Raw genomic sequence first — 23,330 nt, 5'->3', positions numbered from 1 at the left:
GGTCAACGACGACGAAGCGGCACTCGACGACGCCTGGATCAGCGACGCGGTCGTCGACCTCGGCTCCGAGTGGGGCCAGTACGAGTACGTCACCAACATCGGCTTCGCCGCGTAGGGGACGTCCCCGGCCGGAACGGCCAGGTGGCCGGAGCGGTCCGGGCGACGGGGAGACGGAGTACGCCGGTTTCAGCACACGCGCCGGGGGATCGGCACCCGGACTTGCGATTGTCGCGTAGTTCGCGACGACCGCGTGACCTCGCAGTGCTCGTCAACGCTTTCCTGCTCCGGCTGTTGCCTGTCCTCGGTCCCGCCGAAACCGCTGTATGCATCAGCCATCCTCATGGCTCACCTGCGGCAGAGCGCCCGTCTAGCCGCAGTGAATGGGCGGCATTAGGCTGTTTCGTACCGTCACGGCACATGCGGAACACATGAGGGCAGGCGCTCCTGAGAGTGAACGAGTGGCCATGGACGGGTATCTCACCGCCTCGGCTGGGACACCGGTGGATCTTGAATGGGCGCCGGCCTGTCTGGGTGCAGCCGTGGTCGACGACCACGGCGTTCTCAGAAGGTGGAGCACCGGTGCCGAGCGGCTGCTCGGTCACACCCCTTCCGAAGTCGTGGGGCATTCCGCGACCGACCTGATCGTCGGGCGGTTGCCCGAATCGATCCGGCGAGCCTTTGCGGCACGCTCGCCGTGGAGCGCCGGGATCGAGTTGCGACACCATAATGGCGGCCGTGTCACCGTCGAACTACTGGCTGTTCCCACGGCCGAGGAGGACGGAGCCGCACGATGGGCCCTGGTGGCCGCCCCCGGAGCCGAGCGCTGCCCGCGCGACGAGGAGGTGTTCGCGGAGTGGGGGTTCGAGCAGTCGGGCTTCTCCACCGCGATCTACGACGAGAACGGTCGGCTGCTCCGGATGAATGACGCGTGCGCCAGATCGATGGGCACCTGCGAGGAGCAGGCGCGTGGGCTGCGCCTGACGGAGTTCGCCGTCGGCTCCTCCTACGTGGAGCACGAGCAGATGATCCTCAGGGTCTTGGAGACCGGTGAGCCTGCCCACGCACGGGCCTTCCTGCAAGCGCCCGGCGAGTCCCGACCCCGTGCGTGGGCCCTCTACGTCCACCCGCTCAAGGAGCCGGAAGGCAATGTCCGGGGTGTGTGGGCCTGCGCGCTCGACGTCACCGCCGAGCATCTGGGGAAGGAGAGGCTCTCCCTGCTGGACGAGGCCGGAGCCCGGATCGGGACCACCCTGAGCGTCGAGCGTACGGTCCGGGAGCTGGCCGACGTGACCGTCCCGAGGTTCGCCGACGTCGCTTCCGTCGATCTCCTGGAATCGGTGCTGCGCAGTGAGGAACCGGCCGCCGGACTGGCTCCCGGGAGCTTTGTGCTGCAACGGGTCGCTGGCAGGAGCGTTCTCGGGGAATCCGTGACATCGGTGTCGCCGGGGGAGAGAAAGATGCTCGCGGAAGACTCACCCGTGGGCCGCATTCTGGCTTCCGGCGCTCCTGTCCTGGTGAGACCGGGGAATGCCGACTTCGTGCACTGGGTCGGGCAGCTGCCGCCGGTGGGGCAGGGCTTGGACTGCGCCGTCGACTCGGTGATGGTCGTGCCACTGCGCGCCCGGGGACACCCCCTCGGCGTCGTCGTCCTGGCACGCCGAGGGCGGCCGGATTCTTTCGCCGAGGACGATCTGGTCCTCGCGGGGGAACTGGTGGCCCGCGCGGCGGTCTGCGTGGACAACGCACGCCGTTACACACAAGAGCGCGCGACGGCCGTCGCCCTCCAGCAGAGTCTGCTGCCGCACCGGCTGCCCAGCCACGCGGCGGTGGAAGCGGCCAGCGGCTATCTGCCCGCGGACTCCCGGGTCGGCGTGGGGGGTGACTGGTTCGACCTCATTCCGTTGTCCGGCGCCCGAGTCGCCCTGGTCGTCGGGGACGTCGTGGGCCACGGTATCCGCGCTTCCGCATCGATGGCGGGACTGCGCACCGCGGTCCGCACGCTCGCCGATGTCGACCTTTCTCCCGACGAACTCCTCACCCAGCTGGACGACCTGGTCATCAGCCGGTCCGCGGACGAGGCACTGGACGAGGGCGAGGACGTCTCCAGCGAGATCGGCGCCACCTGTCTGTACGCGGTGTACGACCCGATCTCCCGCCGCTGCAGCATCGCCCGCGCCGGTCATCCACAGCCGGCGGTGGTCACCCCGGACGGCTCCGTCGGCTTCCTCGACGTGCCCGCCGGTCCTCCGCTGGGTGTGGGCGGTCTGCCGTTCGAGACCCTCGAGCTGGAACTGCCGGAAGGAAGTCTCGTCGCCCTGTTCACCGACGGCCTGGTCACATCCCGCGACCGGGACGTCGATCTCGGGCTCGACAGGCTGCGCCAGGCCCTGGCGGTGTCTGCCGGGCCGCTGGAGAGCGTCTGCGACGACGTGCTGGGCAGGATGCTCCCCGATCGCTCCGTCGACGACGCCGCACTGCTGATCGTCCGCACCCGTGCGCTCGACGCCGACCGGGTGGCCACCTGGGACCTGCCCGCCGACCCCGCTGTCGTCGCCGAGGTCCGCCGGCGAGCGGCCGACCGGCTGGCCGCCTGGGGACTGGACGATGCCGTCTTCATCATGGAACTGATCATCAGCGAACTGGTCACCAACGCCATTAGGTACGCCCGCGAGCCCATCGTGCTGCGACTGATCCACGTCGACCACGCCCTCGTCTGCGAGGTCTCCGACGCCAGCGCCACGGCCCCGCACCTGCGCCGGGCGCGGACCTTCGACGAGGGCGGGCGCGGTCTGTTCCTGGTCGCCCAGTTCTCCCAGCGCTGGGGTGCCCGCCAGACCGCGGCGGGCAAGACGATCTGGGCCGAGTGCGCCGTGTAGGCGGCCTGCCCGGCCCGCAGCCGACGGTCCGGCCGTCACCCTCCCTGTTCGGCCCTCGGCCCGGTTCGAGGAGTTGAGCAACTGCGGGCGCGCGTTCGTGAAGCGGTGGGCCTGGGCGGCGGTGTCGACCTGTTCCTCGTCGTCGGCGATTCCCGCAGGGCTGGCATGCCGGTCCGCAGCAACTCCATCATCCGGATGAGGTCCGGCGGAATGTTCGTCCTCGGTCAGTCCCCGCTGCAACCGGAGGTTGAGCTCGGCCCGGGCACGGTGAGTGCAGGGGGCGGTTGCACCGGGCGGCCGTGTCATCGACCGCCTCGTACTCCTCGCCGGGACAACCTCAGCGAGCGTCGGTGGGCTCGATCACGACTTTGATGGCGCCCGACGCGCGGTCGGCAGCGACCCGGAATGCTTCCGCGGCGGCGTCGATGGGGAATCGGTGAGTGATGACAGTGGCGGGAATCTCCGGCCTCGCCGCAAGCAGGTGTGCGACCTCTTCGACCTCTCGGACCCCGTCGTGGCGGCCGTAAGCGATGGAGTGCACGAAGGTGAGTTCCTTCGTCAGGCTCACGATCCCGGGTACGGGTGCGTTCTCCTGGTAGACACCGGTGGACACGATGCGCCCCCCGCGACGGGCGGCCGCGGCAGCGCTGTGAAGACTGGAACTGCTTCCCGCGGCGTCGATCACGACGTCGTATTCGCCGTCCGGCTCCCCGCAATTCAGTTTGTCGGCCGCGTGCCGCTGATGGGGATGCTTCGCCGCCACGTCGACGTCATGGCCGGCGGTCCGTGCCGCCGCGGCGGCCAACAGCCCGATGGGCCCGCCGCCGACCACCAGCAGACGCTCACCGGGCCGCATCCGAGCGCGCCGCACCGCGTGCCAGGCGACCGCACCCGGCTCGATCAGACAGGCGTCCCGGACGTCGAGGCCGTCGGGCAGCGGCAACAGGGTGTACTCGGGCACCCGCACCCGCTCGGCCATTCCGCCGTCGCTGAACACGCCGAGGTTCCCGTGCCCCTCCTCGGTGCACCGCTGCGTATGGCCGAGTCGGCACTGTTCGCATTGACCGCCGTAGACGGTGGGTTCGACGAACCACCCTCGTCCTTCGTCGTCGATCCCGGCGAACTCGTGTCCGTAGACGAAGCCGGAGACTCCCGCCGACACGAAACCGACGTCCGTTCCGCAGATCCCTGCTGAGACGACCGACAGGCGCACGCCGTCGTCCCCTGCTGGTTCCGGCACATCGACAGTCCGTATGCCGCCGATGTTCATGACCGCGCGCATCAGATCCTCATTCTGGCCTGGCCCACGGACGCGACGTCGGCAGCGAAGTGTTTACGTGCGGATCGGTACATGTCGAGCCTCGGAACATGAGCGGCGGCACAGTGCGGCACAGGCGTCTGTGAGGACCATGGACGGTCCGTCGGGCCGTTGCTCCAGGTTCGCCGGGATCAGGACCGCCGGCCAGGCACTGGCATTCCCAGGACTCGCACTCCCACCCTCACTCGCGCACTTGCACGCTCACTCGGCGGGAGAGGACCGGCTGCGAGCGGCGGCCAGTCACCCCGTCCGCATCGGAGTGCCCTGTCCCTGGTTCAGGTGTCGGTGTAGTGCGCGAGGGTGCTGATGAGGCGTTCGGCGATGTCCGGTGGCCAGTGGAAAGAAGGGGCGGCGGCTCGCTGGTGGGCGAGACCGTGGAGTCCGAGCCACAGCACGATCGCGTCGGCGGGCACGTCGGTGCTGGTCGCCTGGCCCGCGGTGACGCAGTCCTCGAGGGCTCCCGCGAACAGCTGCAGGGTGGTCTGGCCCAGGGTTGCCACGTCTTCTTCGGTCACCGAACTTACCTTGAGGTCGGGGATCCACAGGCCCCCGAACATGGTGCGGTAGCGACCGGGACGGGTCTGTGCGAACTCCAGGTAGCCGTGGCACAGAGCTGTCAGGCGCTTGCGGGGTGTGTCCTCCGCGGTGTCCAGGGCAGCGCGCAGCTGTTCGTCCAGTTCCGCGAAGGCGTCGCGGACCACGGCCAGCATGATGGCGGGCTGGTCGGCGAAGTGGCGGTAGATCGAGGGTGCGGCGATCCCTGCGCGGCGGGCGACGGACCGCAGGGTGACGGCGCTCTCGTCGCCGGTTTCATCGAGCAGGTGGACTGCCGCTGCCACGATCTCGTCGCGCAGTCGCGCGCCCTGTCCCCGACGGTTGCGAACCCGTGGTGCTGCTGTGTCTTCTTCCATGCCTTCACCTTACGTGCGGAAGCTTATGGATGTAAGCTTTGGTCTTGTGTTGCTAACGACTGTATCCTTACGACTGTTAGCCATTCGAGAGAAGCGGAGCAGATCATGAGCGGCACCCCTGTCAGCAGCACGGTCACGGAGGTCGTCCTGCCGGGCAAGACCGACCCGGACGGCCTGCGCGTCACCACCCGCGAACTCCCGGCGCCCACCGCAGGCCAGGTCGTGCTGCGCATGGAAGCCACCGGCGTGTCCTTCGCCGAACAGCAGATGCGTCGCGGCAAGTACTTCGACCAGCCGCCGTTTCCCTTCGTCCCCGGCTACGACGTGGTCGGCACCGTGACCGCGGTCGGCCCGGGAGGGGACACAGCCCTCATCGGCCGTCGGTTCGCCGCCGTCACCAAGGTCGGTGCGTGGGCGAGTCACCTGCTCCTGAACGCCGCCGACCTGGTGGCCGTGCCGGACTCGGTGGACGCGGCCGCCGCCGAGACCGTCCTGGTCAACGGCATCACGGCCTGGCAGATGCTCCACCGGGTGGCCAAGGTGCGCTCCGGCGGAACCGTCGTGGTGCTCGGCGCCAACGGCGGTGTCGGCTCCACCCTGGTCCAACTCGCCCGGCACGCCGGGATCACCGTCCTCGCCACCGCGTCCGCCCGTCACCACGAGGCCGTGCGCAAGCTGGGCGCGACCCCGGTCGACTACCGCGACCCGGACGTGTACGAGCAGCTCGGGGCGCTGGCGCCGGACAGCGTCGACGCGGTGTTCGACCACGTCGGCGGCAGCGGAGTGGTGCGGTCATGGCGGCTCCTGCGCCGCGGCGGCACGCTGGTCTCCTACGGGACGGCGGCCACGAAGGACGCCGACGGCAATGCACAGCTGCCGGTGCTGAAGCTGTTCGCACGGTTGACGCTGTGGAACCTGCTGCCCAACGGCAAAAGCGCGCGCTTCTACAACTTCTGGGCCGGCAAGCGCCGCCTCGAGGACTTCCGGAACCGGCTGAGGGAAGACCTCACACAGGTGCTGACCCTGCTGGCCGAGGGCGTCATCGAACCGCAGATCGCCGCGCGGTTCCCCCTGGCCGACACCTCGGCGGCACTGGCCCTCGCCGAGTCCCGCACCGTCGCCGGCAAGGTCGTCATCCTGCCCGACCAGGACCGCGTGTGAAACCGGTGCCGCAAGCGTCCGGCGTCTGCCGGCGCCGCAGCGGCGGCCGCACCCCCGCCGCCGTCCTCGAACGCGCCGCCGCACCACCCACAGACTCGCCGCCGTCCCCGAACGCCGGCGCCCCGCCACCCACCGAGCCGCAACGCGCAAGAGGCCGGCGCACCCACGTCCTCGATCAGCGGGCCACCGGTGTCCGCAGAGTCTCCCGGTGCGCGCGGGCCGTGTCGATCAGGACATCGAGCGCGTCGCGGGTGCGGATGAGGTCGTTGATGTGCTCGGACAGGCGGTCACGTTCCTGCGCCATCCGCTCCAGCGCCGTGTCGGAGTTGTCCTCGCTGGGAGAATCGACACAAGGCAGCAGCTCGGCGATGGTGCGGCTGGACAGGCCCGCGGTGTACAAGCGCTGGATCAATGCGACCCGTTCCACCTCGCTGTCCGTGTAGTGCCGCTGGCCGCCGGCGCTGCGGACGCTGGTGATCAGACCCTGCTCTTCGTAGTAGCGCAGAGACCGGACGCTGACTCCGGCTCGTGACGCGAGTTCTCCGATCCGCACGCTGCCTCCTCCGGTGTGACCCACGGCACGCTTGCCCCTCACATTGATGTCAGCTTTTAGCCTACGCGTCGTAGCCGAATCCAGGGTTGCGACCGCGAAGGAACCTGACATGACAACTCTCTTCACCCGCCACCAGCTCGGCGATCTGACGCTGCCCAACCGTGTGGTGATGGCCCCGATGACGCGAGTGCGGGCCGCCGCCGGCGGTCTGGCGACGCCGTCGATGGCGCGTTACTACGCCCAGCGGGCGACGGCCGGGCTGATCGTGACCGAGGGCGTACAGCCGAGCCTGATCGGACAGTCCAACCCGGGCACACCCGGACTGCACACCGACGAGCAGGTCGCCGCCTGGCGCCAGGTGACCGATGCCGTGCACACCAACGGCGGCCGGATCTTCGCGCAGATCATGCACGGCGGCCGGGTCTCGCACCCCGACACCACCGGTATGCGGCCTGTCGGGCCCTCGGCCGTCCCCGCCGTCGGTGACGTGTTCACCCCGACCGGGCCGCAGCCCGCGCCGGTGCCGCGCGCCCTGGAGACCGCCGAAGTCCCCGAGCACGCACGCTCGTACGCCGAGGCCGCCCGCCGTGCCGTCGACGCCGGGTTCGACGGGGTCGAGCTGCACGGTGCCAACGGCTATCTGATCTCTCAGTTCCTCTCCTCGAACGCCAACCTGCGCACGGACCGCTACGGAGGCCCGGTACGCAATCGGATCCGGTTCGCCGTCGAGGCGGTGGCCGCGACCGTCGAGGCCGTCGGGGCGGCCAGGACCGGCATCCGCCTGTCCCCGGGCGCCGGGCTCTGGGGAGCGGAGGAGACCGATGTCACCGAGCTCTACACCGAGTTGCTGACCGAGCTGGCCCGCCTCGAGCCGGCCTATGTCCACCTCGAGGCCACCACCGACGAAGAGGTGCTCGTCGGCCTGCGTCGCGCGTGGCCGGGGACCCTCGTCATGAACCCGGTGTTCCCGCTGGGGCCCAAGCAGGCCGGGAAGGCCGAGGCCGATCACTGGCTCCGCCTGGGAGCCGAACTCATCAGCTTCGGCCGCGCTTTCATCGCCAACCCCGACCTGGTCGAGCGGCTGCGCAACGGACTTCCGATCGCTCCTGTCGACGAGGCCACGTACTACCAGGGCGGTGACGCGGGTTACCTGACCTACCCGGCGTACCAGTACGCGGCCTGAGGCCGGCCGCCGGCGAGCGGGGTGCGCGCCTGCGCCGGTCCGGGGCGCAGGCCGTCACGGGCACTGCCCCGCCCGAAGGGGCCCCGCCTGCGACTACTTGCGCGCCGGGGCCTCTTCCGCCGGTGGTGCCGTCGAGGCGCGGACCACGAGTTCGGTGGCGAGTTCTATGTGGTGGGACACGACCTTGTCGCCGGCGGCCAGCCGGAGCGCGGTACGCAGGGCGGCGGCGCCCATCTCCCGCAGCGGCTGACGCACGGTGGTCAGGGGCGGCGAGGCCATCTGAGCGAGGTCCGTGTCGTCGAAGCCCACCAAGCTCAGGTCTTCGGGGACGCGCAGGCCCCGGGAGCGGGCGGTCTCGATGACACCGAGGGCGATCTCGTCGTTGCCCGTGAAGATCGCCGTCGGCGGCTCCACCAGGTCCAGCAGTGCCGCGGCGCCCCGCAGGCCGGTCTCGTACGTGAATTCCCCAGGCCGGACGTAGGCGTCGGGTACGGTCGCTCCTTCCGCCTCCATGGCGGCGCGAAAGCCGTGCATGCGTGCCTGGTTGCCCACGGCCATGGCCGGTCCGCCGAGATAGGCGATGCGGCGGTGGCCGAGGGAAAGCAGGTGCCGGGTCGCCGCCAGGCCCCCGGAGAAGTTCGTCGCCCCGACGCTGTTGACCCGGCTGTCCGGCAGGTGCAGCGGGTCCAGCACGACCAGCGGCAGCCCGGCCCGCGCCAGCTCCTCCAGGTGCGCGGCGGTGTACACGCTGGTGACCGCGATGACGGCGCGGCGCCCGGCCGAGACCAGCTCCCGGGCCCAGTGCGGGGCGCGGGACGCCTGACTGATCACCACGGAGGCGCCTGCTTCGGCGGCGGAGTCGATGATGCCTTCCAGGGCCTTGGCCACGTACGACTTGAGGCCGCCCTGGAACTGCACCTCGATGGTCGGGATCTCCAAGGCCTCGGTGTGGCGGAACACGGGCGCGAGGTAGTCGTGCTGATGCAGCAGTTCCTGCACCCGGGCGCGGGTCCGCGGCGCCACGTCGCCGCGGCCGTTGACCACTTTGGACACGGTGGCGACGGAGACCCCGGCCGCTTGGGCGATGTCCGCCAAAGTGGTGCGCCTGGCGTTCGGTGGCATCAGTTCCTCTCAGACGTACATGCACCGGTGCGGTGAGCCGCCGGTCGTAGACGGCGACGCTGGTGGAACCGGTCGACCGTACGGTAACCCGACAGGAAACCCGCAGGGCGGGGGAGCCGCACCCGCGGAACGCCCACGGGCCGGAGCCGGTGGGCGGCGCCGATCGCCGCCACGCCACCGTCGTCCCGACCGGCAGGACATCGATCCGGCACGGCACCGGCGGCATCACACCCCTGCCGGCGCGCCCTGACCTGGTCCGTCACCGGCGGGGCATCGGTTGCAGCCATCGCACGCTCACTCTCCCGGCACTCGCCCTGGGTTTTCGAAAAGTTTCGACGCCTGTCAGAGGCTTGTCGAGAGCCGCGTCCGCTCGAAACTATGCAGTTGGAGGCTGCCCGGCAATGTTCTTGCACATGCCTTGACATGGCCTTGACGCGAAACCTAATTTGCACGGACGGGATTGTAAGTCGGCTGTTTCGAAACGTTTTCACCACGACTCACGAGAAGCCGGTGGCTCTCGAGTGCGGAGAAAAGCATGGACATCCCTCTCTCTCGGCGTACCCTCTCCCGGCGTGCCGTCCTCGGCCTGGCCGCCGGCATACCGGTCTCCGCGGCGCTGACGGCCTGCGGCTCGTCCGGCCCCGGCCAGAGCACCGCCGGAGCCACCTACTGGTACCTGAACGGCCAGCCGCAGGAAGGCGTCAGAGCCGGCGCGGTGAAGGCGTTCAACAAGGCCCACCCCAAGACGAAGATCAGGGACACCACCTTCCAGAACGACGCGTACAAGACGAAGATCAAGACCGCCATCGGCGCCGGGCAGGCGCCCACCATCATCTGGGGCTGGGGCGGCGGGACACTGCGCACCTACGTGCAGGCGGGCCAGGTCGAGGACCTCACCTCGTGGTTCGACGAGCACTCCGAGGTCAAGCAGCGGCTGTTCCCGTCCTCGTTCGGCGCCGGGACCGTCAACGGCAAGATCTACGCGATGCCGTGCGAGACCGTGCAGCCGATCGTCCTCTTCTACAACAAGAAGGTCTTCGACCAGGTCGGCGCGAAGCCGCCGGAGTCCTGGGACGACATCATGGCCCTGGTGCCCAAGTTCAACGCGAAGGGCATCGCACCGTTCTCCCTGGGCGGCCAGTCCCAGTGGACGAACATGATGTGGCTGGAGTTCCTGTTCGACCGCATCGGCGGTCCCGAGATCTTCCAGGCCGTCATCGAGGGTGAGAAGAACGCCTGGTCCAACCCGGCCGCCATCACGGCGCTGACCAAGGTGCAGGAGCTGGTCAAGGCCAACGGGTTCATCAAGGGCTTCTCCTCGATCACCGCGGACTCCAACGCCGACCAGGCGCTGCTGTACACCGGTAAGGCCGCGATGATGCTGCACGGCGCCTGGTCGTACGGCATCCAGCAGGCCGACGGCGGGGACTTCGTCTCCAGCGGCGGACTCGGCTACATGAACTTCCCGCCCGTCGAAGGCGGCAAGGGCGATCCGAGCAACACCGTCGGCAACCCCGCCCAGTATCTGTCCATCTCCTCGAAGGCCAGCGCCGAGGAGAAGAAGGTGGCCAAGGAATTCTTCGCCACCGGCGTCCTCCAGGACGCCGAGGTGAAGGCATGGATCGACAACGGGTCGGTGCCGATCCGGCTGGGCACGGAGAAGCTGCTGGCCGCGTCCAAGAGCGCCGAATTCCTCCAGCTCACCTATGACATCGCCAGCAAGGCCAAGACGTTCGGCCAGTCCTGGGACCAGGCGCTCAGTCCGACGGCCGCCGAGACGCTGCTGGACAACATCTCCAAGCTGTTCCAGCTGTCCATCTCACCGAAGCAGTTCGCCGACAACCTCAACGCGGTCATCGGCAAATGAGCGCGTTCACCAGCCATCCGCCGCGTCGCCGGCCACGCAGCATCCTGCCGTGGCTGGCGACGCCGGCGCTGGTGGTCTTCGTCTGCTTCGCCGTGATTCCGCTCGTCGGCGTCTTCGTGCTCAGCTTCACCACCTGGGACGGCATCGGCGCCATCCACGCGTCCGGACTGACCAGCTGGCGCACGGTGCTCACCAACCCCGGGCTGCCGCACGCCCTCTGGGTGACGTTCCTGGTGATGATCGTGTCCTGGGCCGTGCAGACGCCCCTGAGCCTTCTGCTCGGCACGTTCATGGCCGGCCGCCAGCGCTACCGCGCGGTGCTGGGCGTGGTGTACTTCATCCCGCTGCTGCTCAGCTCCGCCGCGATCGCGGTCGCGTACAAGGCCCTGCTGGACCCCAACTTCGGGCTCGGCGCCGGGCTGAAGATCAAGCTGCTCAGCCAGGACTGGCTGGGGCGGCCCGGGCTCGCGTTCGGTGTCGTCGTCTTCATCGTCTCCTGGCAGTTCGTCCCGTTCCACTCACTGATCTACCAGGCCGGTGTCCAGCAGATCCCGAAGTCCCTGTACGAGGCGTCGCAGCTGGACGGGGCCGGACGGATCAGGCAGTTCTTCAGCATCACGCTGCCCCAGCTGAAGTACACCATCATCACCTCGTCCACGCTGATGGTCGTCGGGTCGCTGACCTTCTTCGACCTCATCTGGGTGCTGACCGAGGGCGGCCCGGGAGACGCCACCCGCGTCCTTGCGCTGGACATGTACAAACGGGGATGGCGGGCCAGCCAGATGGGACCGGCCAGCGCCATCGCGGTGATCCTGGTCCTCGTGGGCCTCGCCCTCGCCCTGCTGCTGCGCCGGCTCGGAGGTCGGGACGCCGGTGAGAGCCAACTCGAGGGGGTTTGACGTGACCACCACGCTCACCGAGGCGCAGCAGTCGCAGAAGGCCGACGGCCGCGAGCGGCAGCGTCACACCCGTCCGGCGGCCCGCCGGCACAACTGGGGCGCCGGCCTGGCCGGGTGGATCTGGCTCGTCGTCGTCGCCGTGCCCCTGTACTGGATTCTGATCACCAGCTTCAAGGCCCAGAGCCGCTACTACGCGAGCAACCCGCTGGCGCCCTCGAGCGACCCCACACTCGAGAACTACCGGCTGGTCATCGAGTCCGACTTCGTCCGCTACTTCGTCAACAGCGTCGTGGTCACCGTCGGCGCCGTGGTGCCGGCGGTCGCGTTCTCGTTCATGGCCGCCTACGCGATCGTGCGCGGCTGGCGCATGCGGGGCCTTCGGGTGATCAACGGGCTGTTCCTCATGGGGCTGGCCATCCCGCTGCAGGCGACGGTGATCCCGGTCTATCTGATCATCATCAAACTGCATCTGTACGACAGTCTGCTGGCGCTGATCCTGCCGTCGATCGCCTTCGCCATCCCGCTGTCCGTGCTGGTGCTCGCCAACTTCGTCCGCGACATACCCAAGGAACTGTTCGACTCCATGCGGGTCGACGGCGCAGGGGAGTGGACGACGCTGTGGCGACTGGCGGCCCCGCTCACCCGCCCGGCCCTCCTCACCGTGACCATCTTCAACGGACTGACCATCTGGAACGGGTTCCTGCTGCCGCTGGTCCTCACCCAGAGTCCCGAACGCCGGACCCTGCCGCTCGCACTGTGGACCTTCCAGGGCCAGTACGGCGTCAATGTCCCGGCCGTGCTCGCCGCCGTCGTCCTCACCACACTGCCCGTCCTGGTCCTGTACGCCTTCGGCCGCCGTCAGATGCTCAGCGGTCTGACCGCCGGATTCAGCCGGTGACCGACGCCGACACCGTGGCCGGTGGCAGGCCCGGCGCCGAGGAGTGCGTCAGGGCCTGCCCAGAGCCGTGGCGCGGCCTGGGCCGCCCATCCTGCTCGTCCATCTGTTCATCCGTCAGCCCTGGTCCAGGGTCTGATGGCGTGGAAGGAACGTGAACGCCGACGTGGCCGTAGAGACCACCCCCGAAATCCCCCTCTGGAACGACCCCGCCCTTCCCGTCGCCGACAGGGTCGACGCCCTGATCGACGCGATGACCCTTCAGGAGAAGACCGCCCAGCTGTACGGAGTGTGGGTGGGCGCCTCCGATCAGGGCGGCGAGGTGGCCCCCCATCAGCACGACATGGAGGAGGCCGTCGATCTCGAGGCGCTGCTGCCCACCGGGCTGGGTCAGCTGACCCGCCCCTTCGGCACCGTCCCCGTCGACCCCGCGCTCGGTGCCCTCTCCCTGGCCCGCACACAGGCCCGCATCGCCTCGGCCAACCGTTTCGGCATTCCCGCTCTCGCGCACGACGAATGCCTGGCCGGGTTCGCCGCCTGGGGTGCCACCGCCTACCCCGTTCCGCTGTCCTGGGGCGCCACCTTCGACCCGGACACGGTGCGCCGCATGGCCGCCGCCATCGGCCGTGACATGCGGGCCGTCGGCGTCCACCAGGGCCTCGCGCCCGTCCTCGACGTGGTCCGCGACGCCCGCTGGGGCCGCGTGGAGGAGACCATCGGCGAGGACCCCTACCTCGTCGGCACCGTCGGCACGGCGTACGTGCAGGGTCTCGAGGCCGCCGGCATCGTCTCCACCCTCAAGCACTTCGTCGGCTACTCGGCCTCCCGCGCCGGCCGCAACCTCGCCCCCTCCTCCGTGGGCCCGCGGGAGCGGGCCGACGTTCTGCTGCCGCCCTTCGAGATGGCGATCCGCGAGGGCGGCGCCCGGTCGGTGATGAACGCCTACACCGACACCGACGGCATGCCGTCCGCCGCCGACGAGAACCTGCTCACCGGGCTGCTGCGGGAGACCTGGGGCTTCGACGGCACCGTCGTCGCCGACTACTTCGCCATCGCCTTCCTCAAGACGCTGCACGGCGTCGCGGCCGACTGGGCCGGCGCCGCCGGCGCCGCGCTGCACGCGGGCATCGACGTCGAACTGCCCAACGTCAAGACGTACGGCGAACCCCTCGTCCAGGCCGTCACCGAGGGCCGCATACCGGAAAAAGTCATCGACCGCGCCCTGCGCCACGTCCTCACCCAGAAGGCGATGCTCGGCCTGCTCGACCCCGACTGGAGCCCGATGCCGGCCGCGCTCGACGGCGCGTCCGCCGACGACCCGGACGCCCTGCGCGGCACGGTCGACCTGGACCGGCCCGAGAACCGCCGACTGGCCCGCGAGATCGCCGAGAAGGCGGTCGTGCTGCTCAGCAACGACGGCACCCTGCCACTGACCGGGCCGCGCCGCATCGCCCTGATCGGTCCCAACGCCGACGAACCCACCGCCGTCCTGGGCTGCTACTCCTTCCCCCAGCACATCGGCGTCCGCCACCCCGGGACCCCGCTCGGCATCGAGCTGCCCACACTGCGCGACACCCTCGCCGCGGAGTTCCCCGACGCGGAGGTCACGCTCGCCCGCGGCACCGGAATCGACGACGGCGACCTCTCCGGCATCGAAGAGGCCGTCCGGACGGCGCGCGAGGCCGACGTCGCCGTGGTGGCGCTCGGCGACCGTGCGGGGCTGTTCGGGCGGGGCACCAGCGGCGAGGGCTGCGACGCCGAGACGCTGGACCTGCCCGGAGCGCAGCAGCACCTGCTCGACGCCCTGCTCGATCAGGGGACACCCGTGGTCACCGTGCTGCTCGCGGGACGGCCCTACGCCCTGGGCCGCGCCGTGGAGGAGTCCGCCGCGATCGTCCAGTCCTTCTTCCCGGGCGAGGAGGGCACGCACGCGATCGCCGGCGTCCTCAGCGGACGCGTCAATCCCTCCGGACGACTCCCGGTCAGTGTGCCGCGCCGGCCCGGCTCCCAGCCGACCACGTACCTCGGCGCGCGGCTCGCGCACGCCAGCGACGTGTCCAACATCGACCCGACCCCGGCGTTCGCCTTCGGCCACGGCCTGTCCTACACGCGGTTCGACTGGAGCGACCTGACCGTGGACACCCAGGAGGCTCCCACGGACGGCGAGTTCACCCTCGCCTGCACCGTCCGCAACACCGGCGGACGGTCCGGAACCGAGGTCGTCCAGCTCTATCTGCACGACCCGGTGGCCTCCGTCGTCCAGCCGGTGCAGCGTCTGATCGGCTACACCCGGCTCGAACTGGAGCCGGGCGAGGCCTGCCGCGTCCGCGTCACGGTCCCCTCCGACCTCGCCTCCTTCACCGGGCGCGACGGCCGGCGCCTCGTCGAACCGGGCGAACTGGAACTGCGGCTGGCCGCCTCCAGCGCCGATCCGCGCCTGACCGCCAGGGTCACGCTGACCGGAGCCCAGCGCCCTGTGGACCACACACGGCGCATGCACGCCACGTTCGGGCGGGAGCCCGTGGCACGGTCCTGAGCCGGGTGTGCGCAGCGCCGTCACGCCAGTGGCGGTGCTGCGCACCCGGATCCGCAGCCGGGCAGGTGGTCGTCGCTTCAGAGCAGGCCACGCTGGGAGAGGTTGCGCATCAGCGCGCCGACGCCGAACGTCCACGGCGGGGCCTGCTCGCTGACGGTGACGGTGTTGACCAGAGCCCCGAGCCGGGGGCTGGAGATCCGTACGATGTCGCCGTGCTCGTGGGTGAAGCCCGTGCCCGGTGCGTGCCGGTCCTCGGTGGGGGCGAACAGGGTGCCGGTGAACAGCACGAAACCGTCCGGGTACTGATGGTGCGCACCGTGGGTGGCGGCCACCAGATCCAGTACGTCGCGGCTGATCTCGCGCATGGAGCTGCTGCCGTCCAGTACGTGGCCGTCCGTGCCGTCGACCCGCAGGGAGACGTCCAGCCCGCGTACGGTGTCGAGGTCGAAGCGGTCGTCGAGCAGGCGGACGAACGGGCCGATCGCGCAGGAGGCGTTGTTGTCCTTGGCCCGGGACAGCAGCAGCGCGCTGCGTCCCTCGATGTCGCGGAGGTTGACGTCGTTGCCGAGGGTCGCGCCGCGTACCCGGCCGCGTGAGTCCACGACGAGGACGACCTCGGGCTCGGGATTGTTCCACTCCGAGGCGCCGAGCACACCGATGTCCGCGCCGGTGCCGACCGCGGACAGCACGGGTGCCTTGGTGAACACCTCCGGGTCCGGCCCGAGTCCGACCTCCAGATACTGTGACCACAGTCCTTCGGAGACCAGAAGTTCCTTGGCCTTGTGAGCCTCCGGCGATCCGGGGCGGACGCCGTCGAGGGTGCCGCCCACCACCTGCCCGATGCGCTCGCGCACCCGCGCCGCCTGTGCCGGATCGCCGCCCGTGCGCTCCTCGACGACACGCTCCAGCAGACTCCCTGCGAAGGTGACCCCCGCGGCCTTGATCACCTGCAGGTCGACGGGGGCGAGCAGATGCGCGACGTCACGGCGGTCGGTCGGGGCTTGCAGCAGTTCGTCGAGGCGCCAGGTGTGTCCGCCGTCGGCCTGGCGGACGATGGCCGCCGCGTCGTCGCGTTCCAGCAGGTCGGAGACGGTGGGTGCGATGGCCGTCAGGTCGACGACCCGCTCGCCCCGCACGGCCGCCACACAGGGCCCGTTCCACTCCGGGTCGTGCACGCGTGCGACGAGGGCGGCCTGGTCGGCGTCCTCCGGCAGAACGGAGGTGGTGGTCAGGACCGGACGCGGGGGCGTTGCTGCCGATTCCACGATGGCGCTTCCTGTTCTCCTGGATTCGGGTAGGGGTGCCGCAGGCTGCGGACTCAGTGGGAGTCCCGGGGGACTTCGTGTCCGCGGCATCCGCGCAGGAAGCCGAAGTCGGCGCCCTTGTCGGCCTGTTCCACGTTCTGGGTGTAGAGCCAGGCGTAGCCGCTGGTGTGCCGCTCGCCGGGAGCCTTCCACGCCTCCCGGCGACGGGTGAGCTCGGCGTCGTCGACGTCCAGGCGCAGGGTGCGGTTCGGGACGTCGAGGACGATCGGGTCCCCGTCGCGTACCAGGGCCAGGGGGCCGCCGACGGCGGCCTCAGGGGCCACGTGGAGTACCACGGTCCCGTACCCGGTGCCGCTCATCCGGCCGTCGCAGATGCGCACCATGTCCTTGATCCCTGCCTTCAGCAGCTTGGCGGGCAGCGGGACGTTGGACACCTCGGGCATGCCGGGGTAACCCTTCGGGCCGGCGTAGCGGATGACGAGCACGGTGTTCTCGTCGACGTCGAGCTCCGGGTCGTCGGCGACCTCGTGGTAGGCCTCGGGGGAGTCGAAGACGCGCGCGGGGCCGCGGTGGGTGAGCAGGTGCGGCGACGCGGCGGACTGCTTGATCACCGCGCCGTCGGGACAGAGGTTTCCGCGCAGCACGGCGGTACCGGTGCCGGCCGGCTGGAAGGGGGCGTCGAGGCCGGTGATCACATCGGAGTCGACGCGTTCGGCGTGCGCGACGTTCTCCGCGACGCCGCGTCCGGTGACGGTGATCTGCTCCCCGTGCAGCAGCTCACCGCGCAGCATCTCGGCCATGACGGCCGGCAGTCCGCCCGCGTAGCAGAAGTCCTCCATCAGGTACTTGCCGCTGGGCATCAGATTGACCAGGGTCGGCACCTCGCGCGCCAGGGCGTCGAAGTCCTCAGGGTCCAGGGCGACACCGACGCGGCCAGCGAGGGCGGTGAGATGGATGATGGCGTTGGTGGATCCGCCGATGGCCGCGTTGACCCGGATGGCGTTCTCGAACGCCTCCCGGGTGAGGATCTGTGAGGGGCGCAGCTCCTCCTCCACCATCCGCACGATGCGCTGCCCGGCCGCCTGCGCGGTCTCCATCCGCCGCGAGTCGACGGCCGGCCAGGCCGCCGAGCCCGGGAGTTGCATGCCGAGCGCCTCGGCCATGCAGGCCATCGTCGAGGCGGTTCCCATCGTCATGCAGTGACCGTTGGAGCGGGCCATGCAGCCCTCGGCGAAGAAGCACTCCTCCTCGGTCATCCGACCGGTCTTGAGGTCCTCCTCGAACTTCCACACATGCGTCCCGGACCCCACGTCCTGGCCCCGGTACTTGCCGTTGAGCATCGGCCCGCCGGTGACCATGACGGCGGGCAGGTCGACACTGGCGGCGCCCATCAGCATCGCGGGCGTCGTCTTGTCGCAGCCGGACAGCAGCACGACCCCGTCGAGCGGGTTCGCCCGGATCAGCTCCTCGACCTCCATGGCCATCAGGTTGCGATAGAGCATGGCGGTGGGGCGCATCAGCGTCTCGCCGGTGGCCATGGTGGGGAACTCCAGCGGGAAGCCGCCCGCCTGCCACACTCCGCGCTTGACGGCTTCGGCGACCCGGGTCAGGTGCGCGTTGCACGGGGCGAGTTCGGAGGCGCTGGTCGCTATGCCGATGACAGGGCGGCCGTCGAACACCTCGTGTCCGAACCCCTGGTTCCGCATCCAGGAGCGGTACAGCATCCCGCCGCGGCCGCTCGCCCCGAACCATGCCTGGCTGCGACGGCTCGGCATCTTCCCGTCGGTCATGTGGGTACTCCCGTGGCTCTCGGTCGGCTGGTGCGGTGGAGCGATGTCGGACGGGGGCCCGCAGGCCGTAGTCTGGGAGCAATCATTAAATGATTCGATGAATGTCGTCCAGGGGTGAACGAAGATCGTGATGCACTTTCCGACCATGCACGAGCGCGTCGTCGACGAGCTCGGCCGGCGCATCGTGGGCGGAGTGTGGGGGCCGGAGGATTCCCTCCCGGTCGAGGACCTGCTCGCCACCGAGATCGGCGTCAGCCGGGGCGTGTTGCGGGAGGCGGTCAAGGCTCTGGTGGCCAAGGGGATGCTGCACGTACGCCCGCGCACCGGCACGCGCGTACTGCCCCCCGAGCACTGGAACCACCTGGACCGTGACGTACTGCGCTGGAAACAGGCCGGGGACGCCACGGCACTGCTGCGCGACACGAGCGAACTGCGCCGGATCGTCGAGCCGGAGGCGGCCCGGCTCGCCGCCCACCGGGCCGGCCCCGACGACGTACGAGCCCTGTACGACGCCCTTGCCGCCATGGAGGCCGCAGCGGCGGAACCCGGCCGCAGCGGCTACGTCGAGGCCGACATCGCCTTCCACCGGGCCCTGCTCGACGCCGGCGGCAACCGGCTGCTCGGCTCACTGGGCCGCGCCATCGACATCGCGCTGGAACACAGCTTCCTCGTCAGCACCCAGACGCCGGGCGCGGTGGAAGCCTCGCTGCCGGGCCACCGTGCCATCGTCGAGGCCGTCGTGGCCAACGATCCCGCCGCCGCGGCAGCCGCCGTACTGGCCGTCGTCGAAGCCGCCGAGAAGGAGATCGCCCAGTCACCGGGGCTGCCGCGTGATGCCGTATGACCTCTGGCAGGCGGTGCGCGGCCGTCCGTTCCGCTCGATGTCGCTGGTGATCAGGCGCTGTGGGAACCCTGCAGGACCGGGTCCACGGCACGCTCGAAACGGGTCTCGTCCTGGGTGCCGGCGGCCACGGCGAGAACGACGATCTTGCGTTCGGTGTCGCCGTCGGCCAGTACGTCGCAGTCCACCGAGATCGGCCCGGCCGCCGGGTGCTGGACGATCTTGTGGTCTTTCCGGTGCGCGGCGACGGCTCCGGTCGCCCACAGTTCGGCGAAGCGCCGGCTGCCCGCCGACAGGTCCCGGACCAGTACTGCACAGCTTCGACGGCGCCGCTGCCTGCCGGGGAAGGCGCGGGGCGGGATGTACGTCACCGATGAGCCCTTGGACGACCTTGAAAGGGCGTCCATTTGTCGCGATGGGGCCGGCGACTTCCGCAGGGCTCGCTGGGGTCCGCTCAGGAGGCACTCCACGCGCGCAGCTGACGGCCGATCAGGCCGACACCCAGCACGCCGGACGCCGCCTCCCGGACCAGGGCGACCGCCTCCTTCGGCGGGTACTCGAGCCGGTGCCCGTTCAGGGCCAGATACGCCTCCGCGGAGTGCCAGGCGAAGGCCTCGTTGGAGTGTTCAAGGCACGGCAGTCTCACGAGGGTCTGCAGCAGCGCGGCGGCCTTGAGGTGCACCGAGCCGTAGACGTCCCGCTCCAGAGGCCGTGCGTTGACGCGGGCGACTGCGGCATACAGGGGCCCGAAGTCGTCGACCTGCGGGTCGCCGTGCAGCAGCTCGGCGGCGTGCAGCAAGAAGCTCACATCGAGCGGGTGCGGCGATCGATCCTGGGTCACGCGGCGTGACCCCGGTTCGACTCCGGCTTCTCGAGATCACGCCGTGCCGCCAACTCCGCCGCACGCTGCTGAGAGCTGGGATCGGCCACGCCGGCCGCCTCGGCGAACGCCTCCGCACTGCGGGACATCGACTCGCCGAACGCGTTCAGGAAGCTGCTCTCCACGGCCGTGGCCCGAGCGTAGGCGGCGGACAGGATGTACTCCTGCAGGCTGACACCCTCTTGCTTCGCGGCAGCTTCGATCGCGGCGCGCTGGGCCGGATCGGGGAACCGGAGGTTCATGGCCTTCACATGCGACATGGTACCTACGGTACCGCCGATACCGACGACGGGCCGGCCTCACCGGGTGTCGTACTGCCCGGCGAGGAACGGCAGCAGTTCGGCCAGCAGGGCCTGCGGCTGTTCCTCCGGTACGAAGTGGCCGCTGTCCCTGATCACGGCTGACCGGAGGTCGGCGGCTACGGGCCGCAGGGCATGTGCCAGTCGGTCGCCCGCGTTGTGCTCGCCGCCGACGGCCAGGACCGGCATGTCCAGGATGCCGCCGGACCGACTCCAGGCTTGATTGGTCCTGCCGTCGGCGATCAGCGTCCGGTAGTGCTCGAAACCCCGGCGCAGGGCCTCCGTCCCGCTGTGGGCGGCGGCGACGGCATCGATCTCGGCCGGCGGGAAGGCGTGCGGCTGGGCGGACAGCCGCGCGAACCACCACTGGAAGAAGGCGCGGTCACGCCCGGCGAGCAGCAATTCCGGCACCTCAGGGGTCATGAAAAGCCCGAAGTGGAAGGAGCCACCCCTGGCCGGGTCCATCGCGCGCTCCAGCCCCAGCCCCGGCAGGGCGAGTTCCACCAGAGCCAGGCACTCGACCTCGTCCGGATGGCGGCGGGCGTAGGCGAAGGCGATCATGCCCCCGATGTCGTGGCCCACCAGGCGGAGCTTGTCCTTGCCGCCGCTGAGCCGCTGGACCGATTCCCGCATGTCCTGGGCCTGGTCGTCCGTGCCGTAGCCGTCCGCGGCGGGTGGGGACGAGCAGATGGAGATGACCGAGGGCGGCATCGTCTATCTTCCCCGCAGCATCCCGCACAGCTACCGCATCACCTCCGACACCGCCGATCTGCTCATGATCGCCACGCCCGGGGGTATCGAGGGCATGTTCCGCCACGCGGGACGTGACATCAGGACGCCCCGGCCCGAAGACTTCAAGCTGGACCCCGTCAAGATGGCCGAGGCCGCCGACCTCTACGGCCAGATCGTCCTCGGCCCGTCCCGCTGAGATGACGGAGGACGACCACCCGGGGCGCGAGCCCGACGTGTCCCAGCCGGGCTCTTCCGCGTCACGGCCGGCTCCCGGCGGCGCGGTACGCCACTGAAGAGCCGGCCGGAGGCACGGTCTGGTTCCGCCGGTCCACGACGGTCGCCGCCGGAATACTGCGCCCCATACCGCCCGATGCGGAACGGGGCGCCCGTGAACGACCCCGGCGGGCGGGTACTCGAGACGTCCCGAAGAGTGCAGCCGGTACGGCAGGCCCAGCGCGTGCGGTGGCCGGTGTCGGAGACAGGAACCGTCCACCACCGATGGAAAGCACAGAGGGTGCCGGACCGACTGGTGCCGGACTCGGACGGTCGCCGAACCTTGCCGACCGGGTGTTCCGAGCGTCGAGGAGACCCGTTCGAGGGAGGAGCTGCGAAGATGGCCGCCCATCACAGCACGGTCAGCGAGGTGATGACGAGCGATGTCGTCGTCCGATGCTGAACTGCGAGATGCGCCATTGGTGGCGCTGCACGTTTGGACCGCGTGGGAGGCGCCGATGCCCGATCCGCAGAACCCGCCCGCACCCTGCGGGTACCCGCACGAGACGTCGGCCGAGGCAAAGGGCCGGCTGCTGTTTGACGCACTCGCCGACCCCAAGAGGCGCCGCCTGGGCGTGGTGACCTACCCGCGGGTGGTGCGTGGCCGGCCCGCTCAGCTGTCGGTGGTCGGTTCACGAGGCGGCGGTGGGTTCGCCGGGCTCCCTCCGGGGTCGGACAGCCGGGCCATGCCGCGTCATGCGTACTGCTCGGTCGCGGTGGTACGGGGAGTACGGGATTGACGTTCATCGTTGCCGTTGCGGCCGCGCTCCTGGCCGCATGCTGTTTCGCCGTGGCGGCGGTGCTGCAGCAGGCGGCTGCCGAGGGCATTCCCGAAAGGGAGTCCCTTCGGCCAGGCCTGATCTGGGCTCTGGCTCATCGGCCACTGTGGCTGGCCGGAATTGCCCTGTCAGCCTTCTCCTTCGTCATCCAGGGTGCGGCTCTCGCCTTCGGTCCGCTGGTCCTCGTCATGCCTCTGGCCTCGACGGACCTGCTCTTCGCCCTGCCGCTCATTGCCCGGCGGCGGCACATGCGTCTCACCCGGCGGGATGTGGCAGGCATGGTGTGCACCGCCGGCGGGGTTGCGGCCTTTCTGGCCGTGCTGCCCCCGCCCGCAGGCGAGGGCCGGCCCGGCGTATGGAGGTGGCTGCCGCTCCTGGTGGTCGTCGCTGCCTGCGTCACCGTACTGGTCAGTGCGGGGCTGCGGTCCTCCGGCAGGGTGCGCGCGGCCGCGTACGCGGCGGCCGCCGGGCTGGTCTTCGCGCTGCTGGACGCGTTGACCAACAGTGCGGCAGGTCTGTTCCGTAATCGGGGTCTGGAAGCGCTCGGCCACTGGGAGCCGTACGCGCTGCTCCTTGTCGGCGGAGCGGGACTGCTGTTGGCGCAGAGCGCGTTCCACGCAGGATCCCTGGCAATCAGCCTCCCACTCATCGACACCATCGAGCCGATCGGCGCCGTCCTGATCGGCGCCGTCGCCTTCCAGGAACGCCTGGCCACGTCGGGATACCTCGCTGTCCAGATCCTCGGCGCGGCCCTCGCCGTGATCGGCATCGTCGTGCTGGACAGGTCGCCACTGGTGCGCCGATGAGCAGGGAGCACATCATGTTGGGTTCAGGCGGTGAGGACGGAGCCAGGTGAGGGTTTCGCCGCCGTCGACGGTGATGATCTGGCCGGTGACGTAGTTGTCGGCCATGAGGAAGAGGGCAGAGGCCGCGGCTTCCTGAGCGGTGCCGAGGCGGCCGAGGAGCGTGGTCATCCGGCGGCGGCAATCGCCTCGTCGGAGTCCAGCCCCGGCCGCGAACGCCAGAGCGGGTGTCGATCCGGCCGAAGCGGACGGTGTTCACGTGCAGCCGTGCGGGCGCGAACTCCACGGCCAGGGCCCTGGTGAGGGTCTCCACGGCACCGACGCCCGACAGCGGGGCGGCCATGCCG

22 protein-coding genes and 1 pseudogene are annotated in these 23,330 nt (G+C 70.1%); 12 read left to right on the top strand and 11 right to left on the bottom strand.

The genetic code is table 11. The features are described 5' to 3' along the window. Together ACWDUZ_RS11885 and ACWDUZ_RS11880 are read left to right on the top strand one after the other, a co-directional pair. Positions 1-115: pseudogene (locus ACWDUZ_RS11885) on the top strand (transcriptional regulator); the annotation flags it as partial. 313 nt (positions 116-428) lie between these two features. After that, positions 429-2,876 (top strand): SpoIIE family protein phosphatase, encoded by a 2,448-nt coding sequence (locus tag ACWDUZ_RS11880; protein WP_451631676.1) that lies wholly within the window; start codon positions 429-431, stop codon positions 2,874-2,876. A gap of 337 nt (positions 2,877-3,213) precedes the next feature. Here ACWDUZ_RS11880 and ACWDUZ_RS11875 read toward each other — a convergent pair whose 3' ends face one another. Next, on the bottom strand, positions 3,214-4,158 hold the full coding sequence (locus tag ACWDUZ_RS11875; protein ID WP_451631660.1) for a zinc-dependent alcohol dehydrogenase: 945 nt from the start codon (positions 4,156-4,158) through the stop codon (positions 3,214-3,216). Between the two features lie 311 nt (positions 4,159-4,469). Beyond that, on the bottom strand, positions 4,470-5,105 hold the full coding sequence (locus ACWDUZ_RS11870) for a TetR/AcrR family transcriptional regulator (RefSeq protein ID WP_451631659.1): 636 nt from the start codon (positions 5,103-5,105) through the stop codon (positions 4,470-4,472). Positions 5,106-5,210: 105 nt separating this feature from the next. Here ACWDUZ_RS11870 and ACWDUZ_RS11865 point away from each other — a divergent pair, with 105 nt between their 5' ends. Then, positions 5,211-6,266, top strand: a complete 1,056-nt coding sequence (locus tag ACWDUZ_RS11865; RefSeq protein WP_451631658.1) for a medium chain dehydrogenase/reductase family protein — start codon at positions 5,211-5,213, stop codon at positions 6,264-6,266. Between the two features lie 175 nt (positions 6,267-6,441). Here the strand turns inward: ACWDUZ_RS11865 and ACWDUZ_RS11860 are convergent, their stop codons facing one another. Further along, complete coding sequence (locus tag ACWDUZ_RS11860) at positions 6,442-6,819, bottom strand: MerR family transcriptional regulator (protein WP_451631657.1); 378 nt, start codon at positions 6,817-6,819, stop codon at positions 6,442-6,444. A 109-nt stretch (positions 6,820-6,928) separates the two neighbouring features. On the opposite strand from ACWDUZ_RS11860, the gene ACWDUZ_RS11855 reads away from it, so the two are divergent. Next, positions 6,929-8,002 (top strand): alkene reductase, encoded by a 1,074-nt coding sequence (locus ACWDUZ_RS11855; RefSeq protein WP_451631656.1) that lies wholly within the window; start codon positions 6,929-6,931, stop codon positions 8,000-8,002. 93 nt (positions 8,003-8,095) lie between these two features. On the opposite strand, the gene ACWDUZ_RS11850 is transcribed toward ACWDUZ_RS11855, so the two are convergent. After that, on the bottom strand, positions 8,096-9,124 hold the full coding sequence (locus tag ACWDUZ_RS11850; RefSeq protein WP_451631655.1) for a LacI family DNA-binding transcriptional regulator: 1,029 nt from the start codon (positions 9,122-9,124) through the stop codon (positions 8,096-8,098). A 535-nt stretch (positions 9,125-9,659) separates the two neighbouring features. On the opposite strand from ACWDUZ_RS11850, the gene ACWDUZ_RS11845 reads away from it, so the two are divergent. The 4 genes from ACWDUZ_RS11845 to ACWDUZ_RS11830 all read left to right on the top strand — a co-directional run bounded on the left by ACWDUZ_RS11845 (position 9,660) and on the right by ACWDUZ_RS11830 (position 15,321). Beyond that, positions 9,660-10,991, top strand: coding sequence for an extracellular solute-binding protein (locus tag ACWDUZ_RS11845; RefSeq protein ID WP_451631654.1), 1,332 nt, complete (start codon positions 9,660-9,662; stop codon positions 10,989-10,991). Beyond that, positions 10,988-11,890 (top strand): carbohydrate ABC transporter permease, encoded by a 903-nt coding sequence (locus ACWDUZ_RS11840; protein WP_451631653.1) that lies wholly within the window; start codon positions 10,988-10,990, stop codon positions 11,888-11,890. The genes ACWDUZ_RS11845 and ACWDUZ_RS11840 overlap by 4 nt, the downstream gene beginning before the upstream one ends. A gap of 1 nt (position 11,891) precedes the next feature. After that, the gene (locus ACWDUZ_RS11835; RefSeq protein WP_451631652.1) at positions 11,892-12,788 is read left to right on the top strand and encodes a carbohydrate ABC transporter permease; all 897 of its coding nucleotides are present in this window, start codon (positions 11,892-11,894) and stop codon (positions 12,786-12,788) included. A gap of 151 nt (positions 12,789-12,939) precedes the next feature. Beyond that, entirely contained in the window at positions 12,940-15,321 is a 2,382-nt protein-coding gene (locus ACWDUZ_RS11830) for a beta-xylosidase/alpha-l-arabinosidase (protein ID WP_451631651.1), read from the top strand. A gap of 77 nt (positions 15,322-15,398) precedes the next feature. Here ACWDUZ_RS11830 and ACWDUZ_RS11825 read toward each other — a convergent pair whose 3' ends face one another. Next, entirely contained in the window at positions 15,399-16,586 is a 1,188-nt protein-coding gene (locus ACWDUZ_RS11825) for a fumarylacetoacetate hydrolase family protein (protein ID WP_451631650.1), read from the bottom strand. Between the two features lie 53 nt (positions 16,587-16,639). Continuing rightward, entirely contained in the window at positions 16,640-18,376 is a 1,737-nt protein-coding gene (locus tag ACWDUZ_RS11820) for an IlvD/Edd family dehydratase (protein ID WP_451631649.1), read from the bottom strand. 130 nt (positions 18,377-18,506) lie between these two features. Here ACWDUZ_RS11820 and ACWDUZ_RS11815 point away from each other — a divergent pair, with 130 nt between their 5' ends. Beyond that, positions 18,507-19,220, top strand: a complete 714-nt coding sequence (locus ACWDUZ_RS11815) for a FadR/GntR family transcriptional regulator (protein ID WP_451631648.1) — start codon at positions 18,507-18,509, stop codon at positions 19,218-19,220. A gap of 50 nt (positions 19,221-19,270) precedes the next feature. Here ACWDUZ_RS11815 and ACWDUZ_RS11810 read toward each other — a convergent pair whose 3' ends face one another. The 4 genes from ACWDUZ_RS11810 to ACWDUZ_RS11795 all read right to left on the bottom strand — a co-directional run bounded on the left by ACWDUZ_RS11810 (position 19,271) and on the right by ACWDUZ_RS11795 (position 21,107). After that, positions 19,271-19,588: an MmyB family transcriptional regulator gene (locus tag ACWDUZ_RS11810; protein WP_451631647.1), complete on the bottom strand. Its 318-nt coding sequence runs from the start codon at positions 19,586-19,588 to the stop codon at positions 19,271-19,273. An 83-nt stretch (positions 19,589-19,671) separates the two neighbouring features. Then, positions 19,672-20,058: a fic family toxin-antitoxin system, toxin component gene (locus ACWDUZ_RS11805; protein WP_451631646.1), complete on the bottom strand. Its 387-nt coding sequence runs from the start codon at positions 20,056-20,058 to the stop codon at positions 19,672-19,674. Then, entirely contained in the window at positions 20,055-20,357 is a 303-nt protein-coding gene (locus tag ACWDUZ_RS11800; RefSeq protein ID WP_451631645.1) for a type II toxin -antitoxin system TacA 1-like antitoxin, read from the bottom strand. Before ACWDUZ_RS11800 ends, ACWDUZ_RS11805 begins: the two co-directional genes overlap by 4 nt. A 39-nt stretch (positions 20,358-20,396) precedes the next feature. Continuing rightward, on the bottom strand, positions 20,397-21,107 hold the full coding sequence (locus ACWDUZ_RS11795; RefSeq protein ID WP_451631644.1) for an alpha/beta fold hydrolase: 711 nt from the start codon (positions 21,105-21,107) through the stop codon (positions 20,397-20,399). Here ACWDUZ_RS11795 and ACWDUZ_RS11790 point away from each other — a divergent pair. From ACWDUZ_RS11790 to ACWDUZ_RS11780, 3 genes are all read left to right on the top strand, one after another. Then, entirely contained in the window at positions 21,085-21,324 is a 240-nt protein-coding gene (locus ACWDUZ_RS11790) for a hypothetical protein (protein WP_451631643.1), read from the top strand. The genes ACWDUZ_RS11795 and ACWDUZ_RS11790 overlap by 23 nt on opposite strands. Positions 21,325-21,784: 460 nt before the next feature. Further along, on the top strand, positions 21,785-22,141 hold the full coding sequence (locus tag ACWDUZ_RS11785; RefSeq protein WP_451631642.1) for a universal stress protein: 357 nt from the start codon (positions 21,785-21,787) through the stop codon (positions 22,139-22,141). Further along, complete coding sequence (locus ACWDUZ_RS11780; protein ID WP_451631641.1) at positions 22,138-22,986, top strand: DMT family transporter; 849 nt, start codon at positions 22,138-22,140, stop codon at positions 22,984-22,986. Before ACWDUZ_RS11785 ends, ACWDUZ_RS11780 begins: the two co-directional genes overlap by 4 nt. Positions 22,987-22,998: 12 nt before the next feature. On the opposite strand, the gene ACWDUZ_RS11775 is transcribed toward ACWDUZ_RS11780, so the two are convergent. After that, complete coding sequence (locus ACWDUZ_RS11775) at positions 22,999-23,154, bottom strand: SDR family oxidoreductase (protein ID WP_451631640.1); 156 nt, start codon at positions 23,152-23,154, stop codon at positions 22,999-23,001. Between the last annotated feature and the right edge of the window lie 176 nt (positions 23,155-23,330).

The organism is Streptomyces sp. NPDC003393 (genome assembly GCF_053589015.1).
Note: the sequence above shows the minus strand (reverse complement) of the source record. Positions and strands in the feature narration are given on the sequence as shown.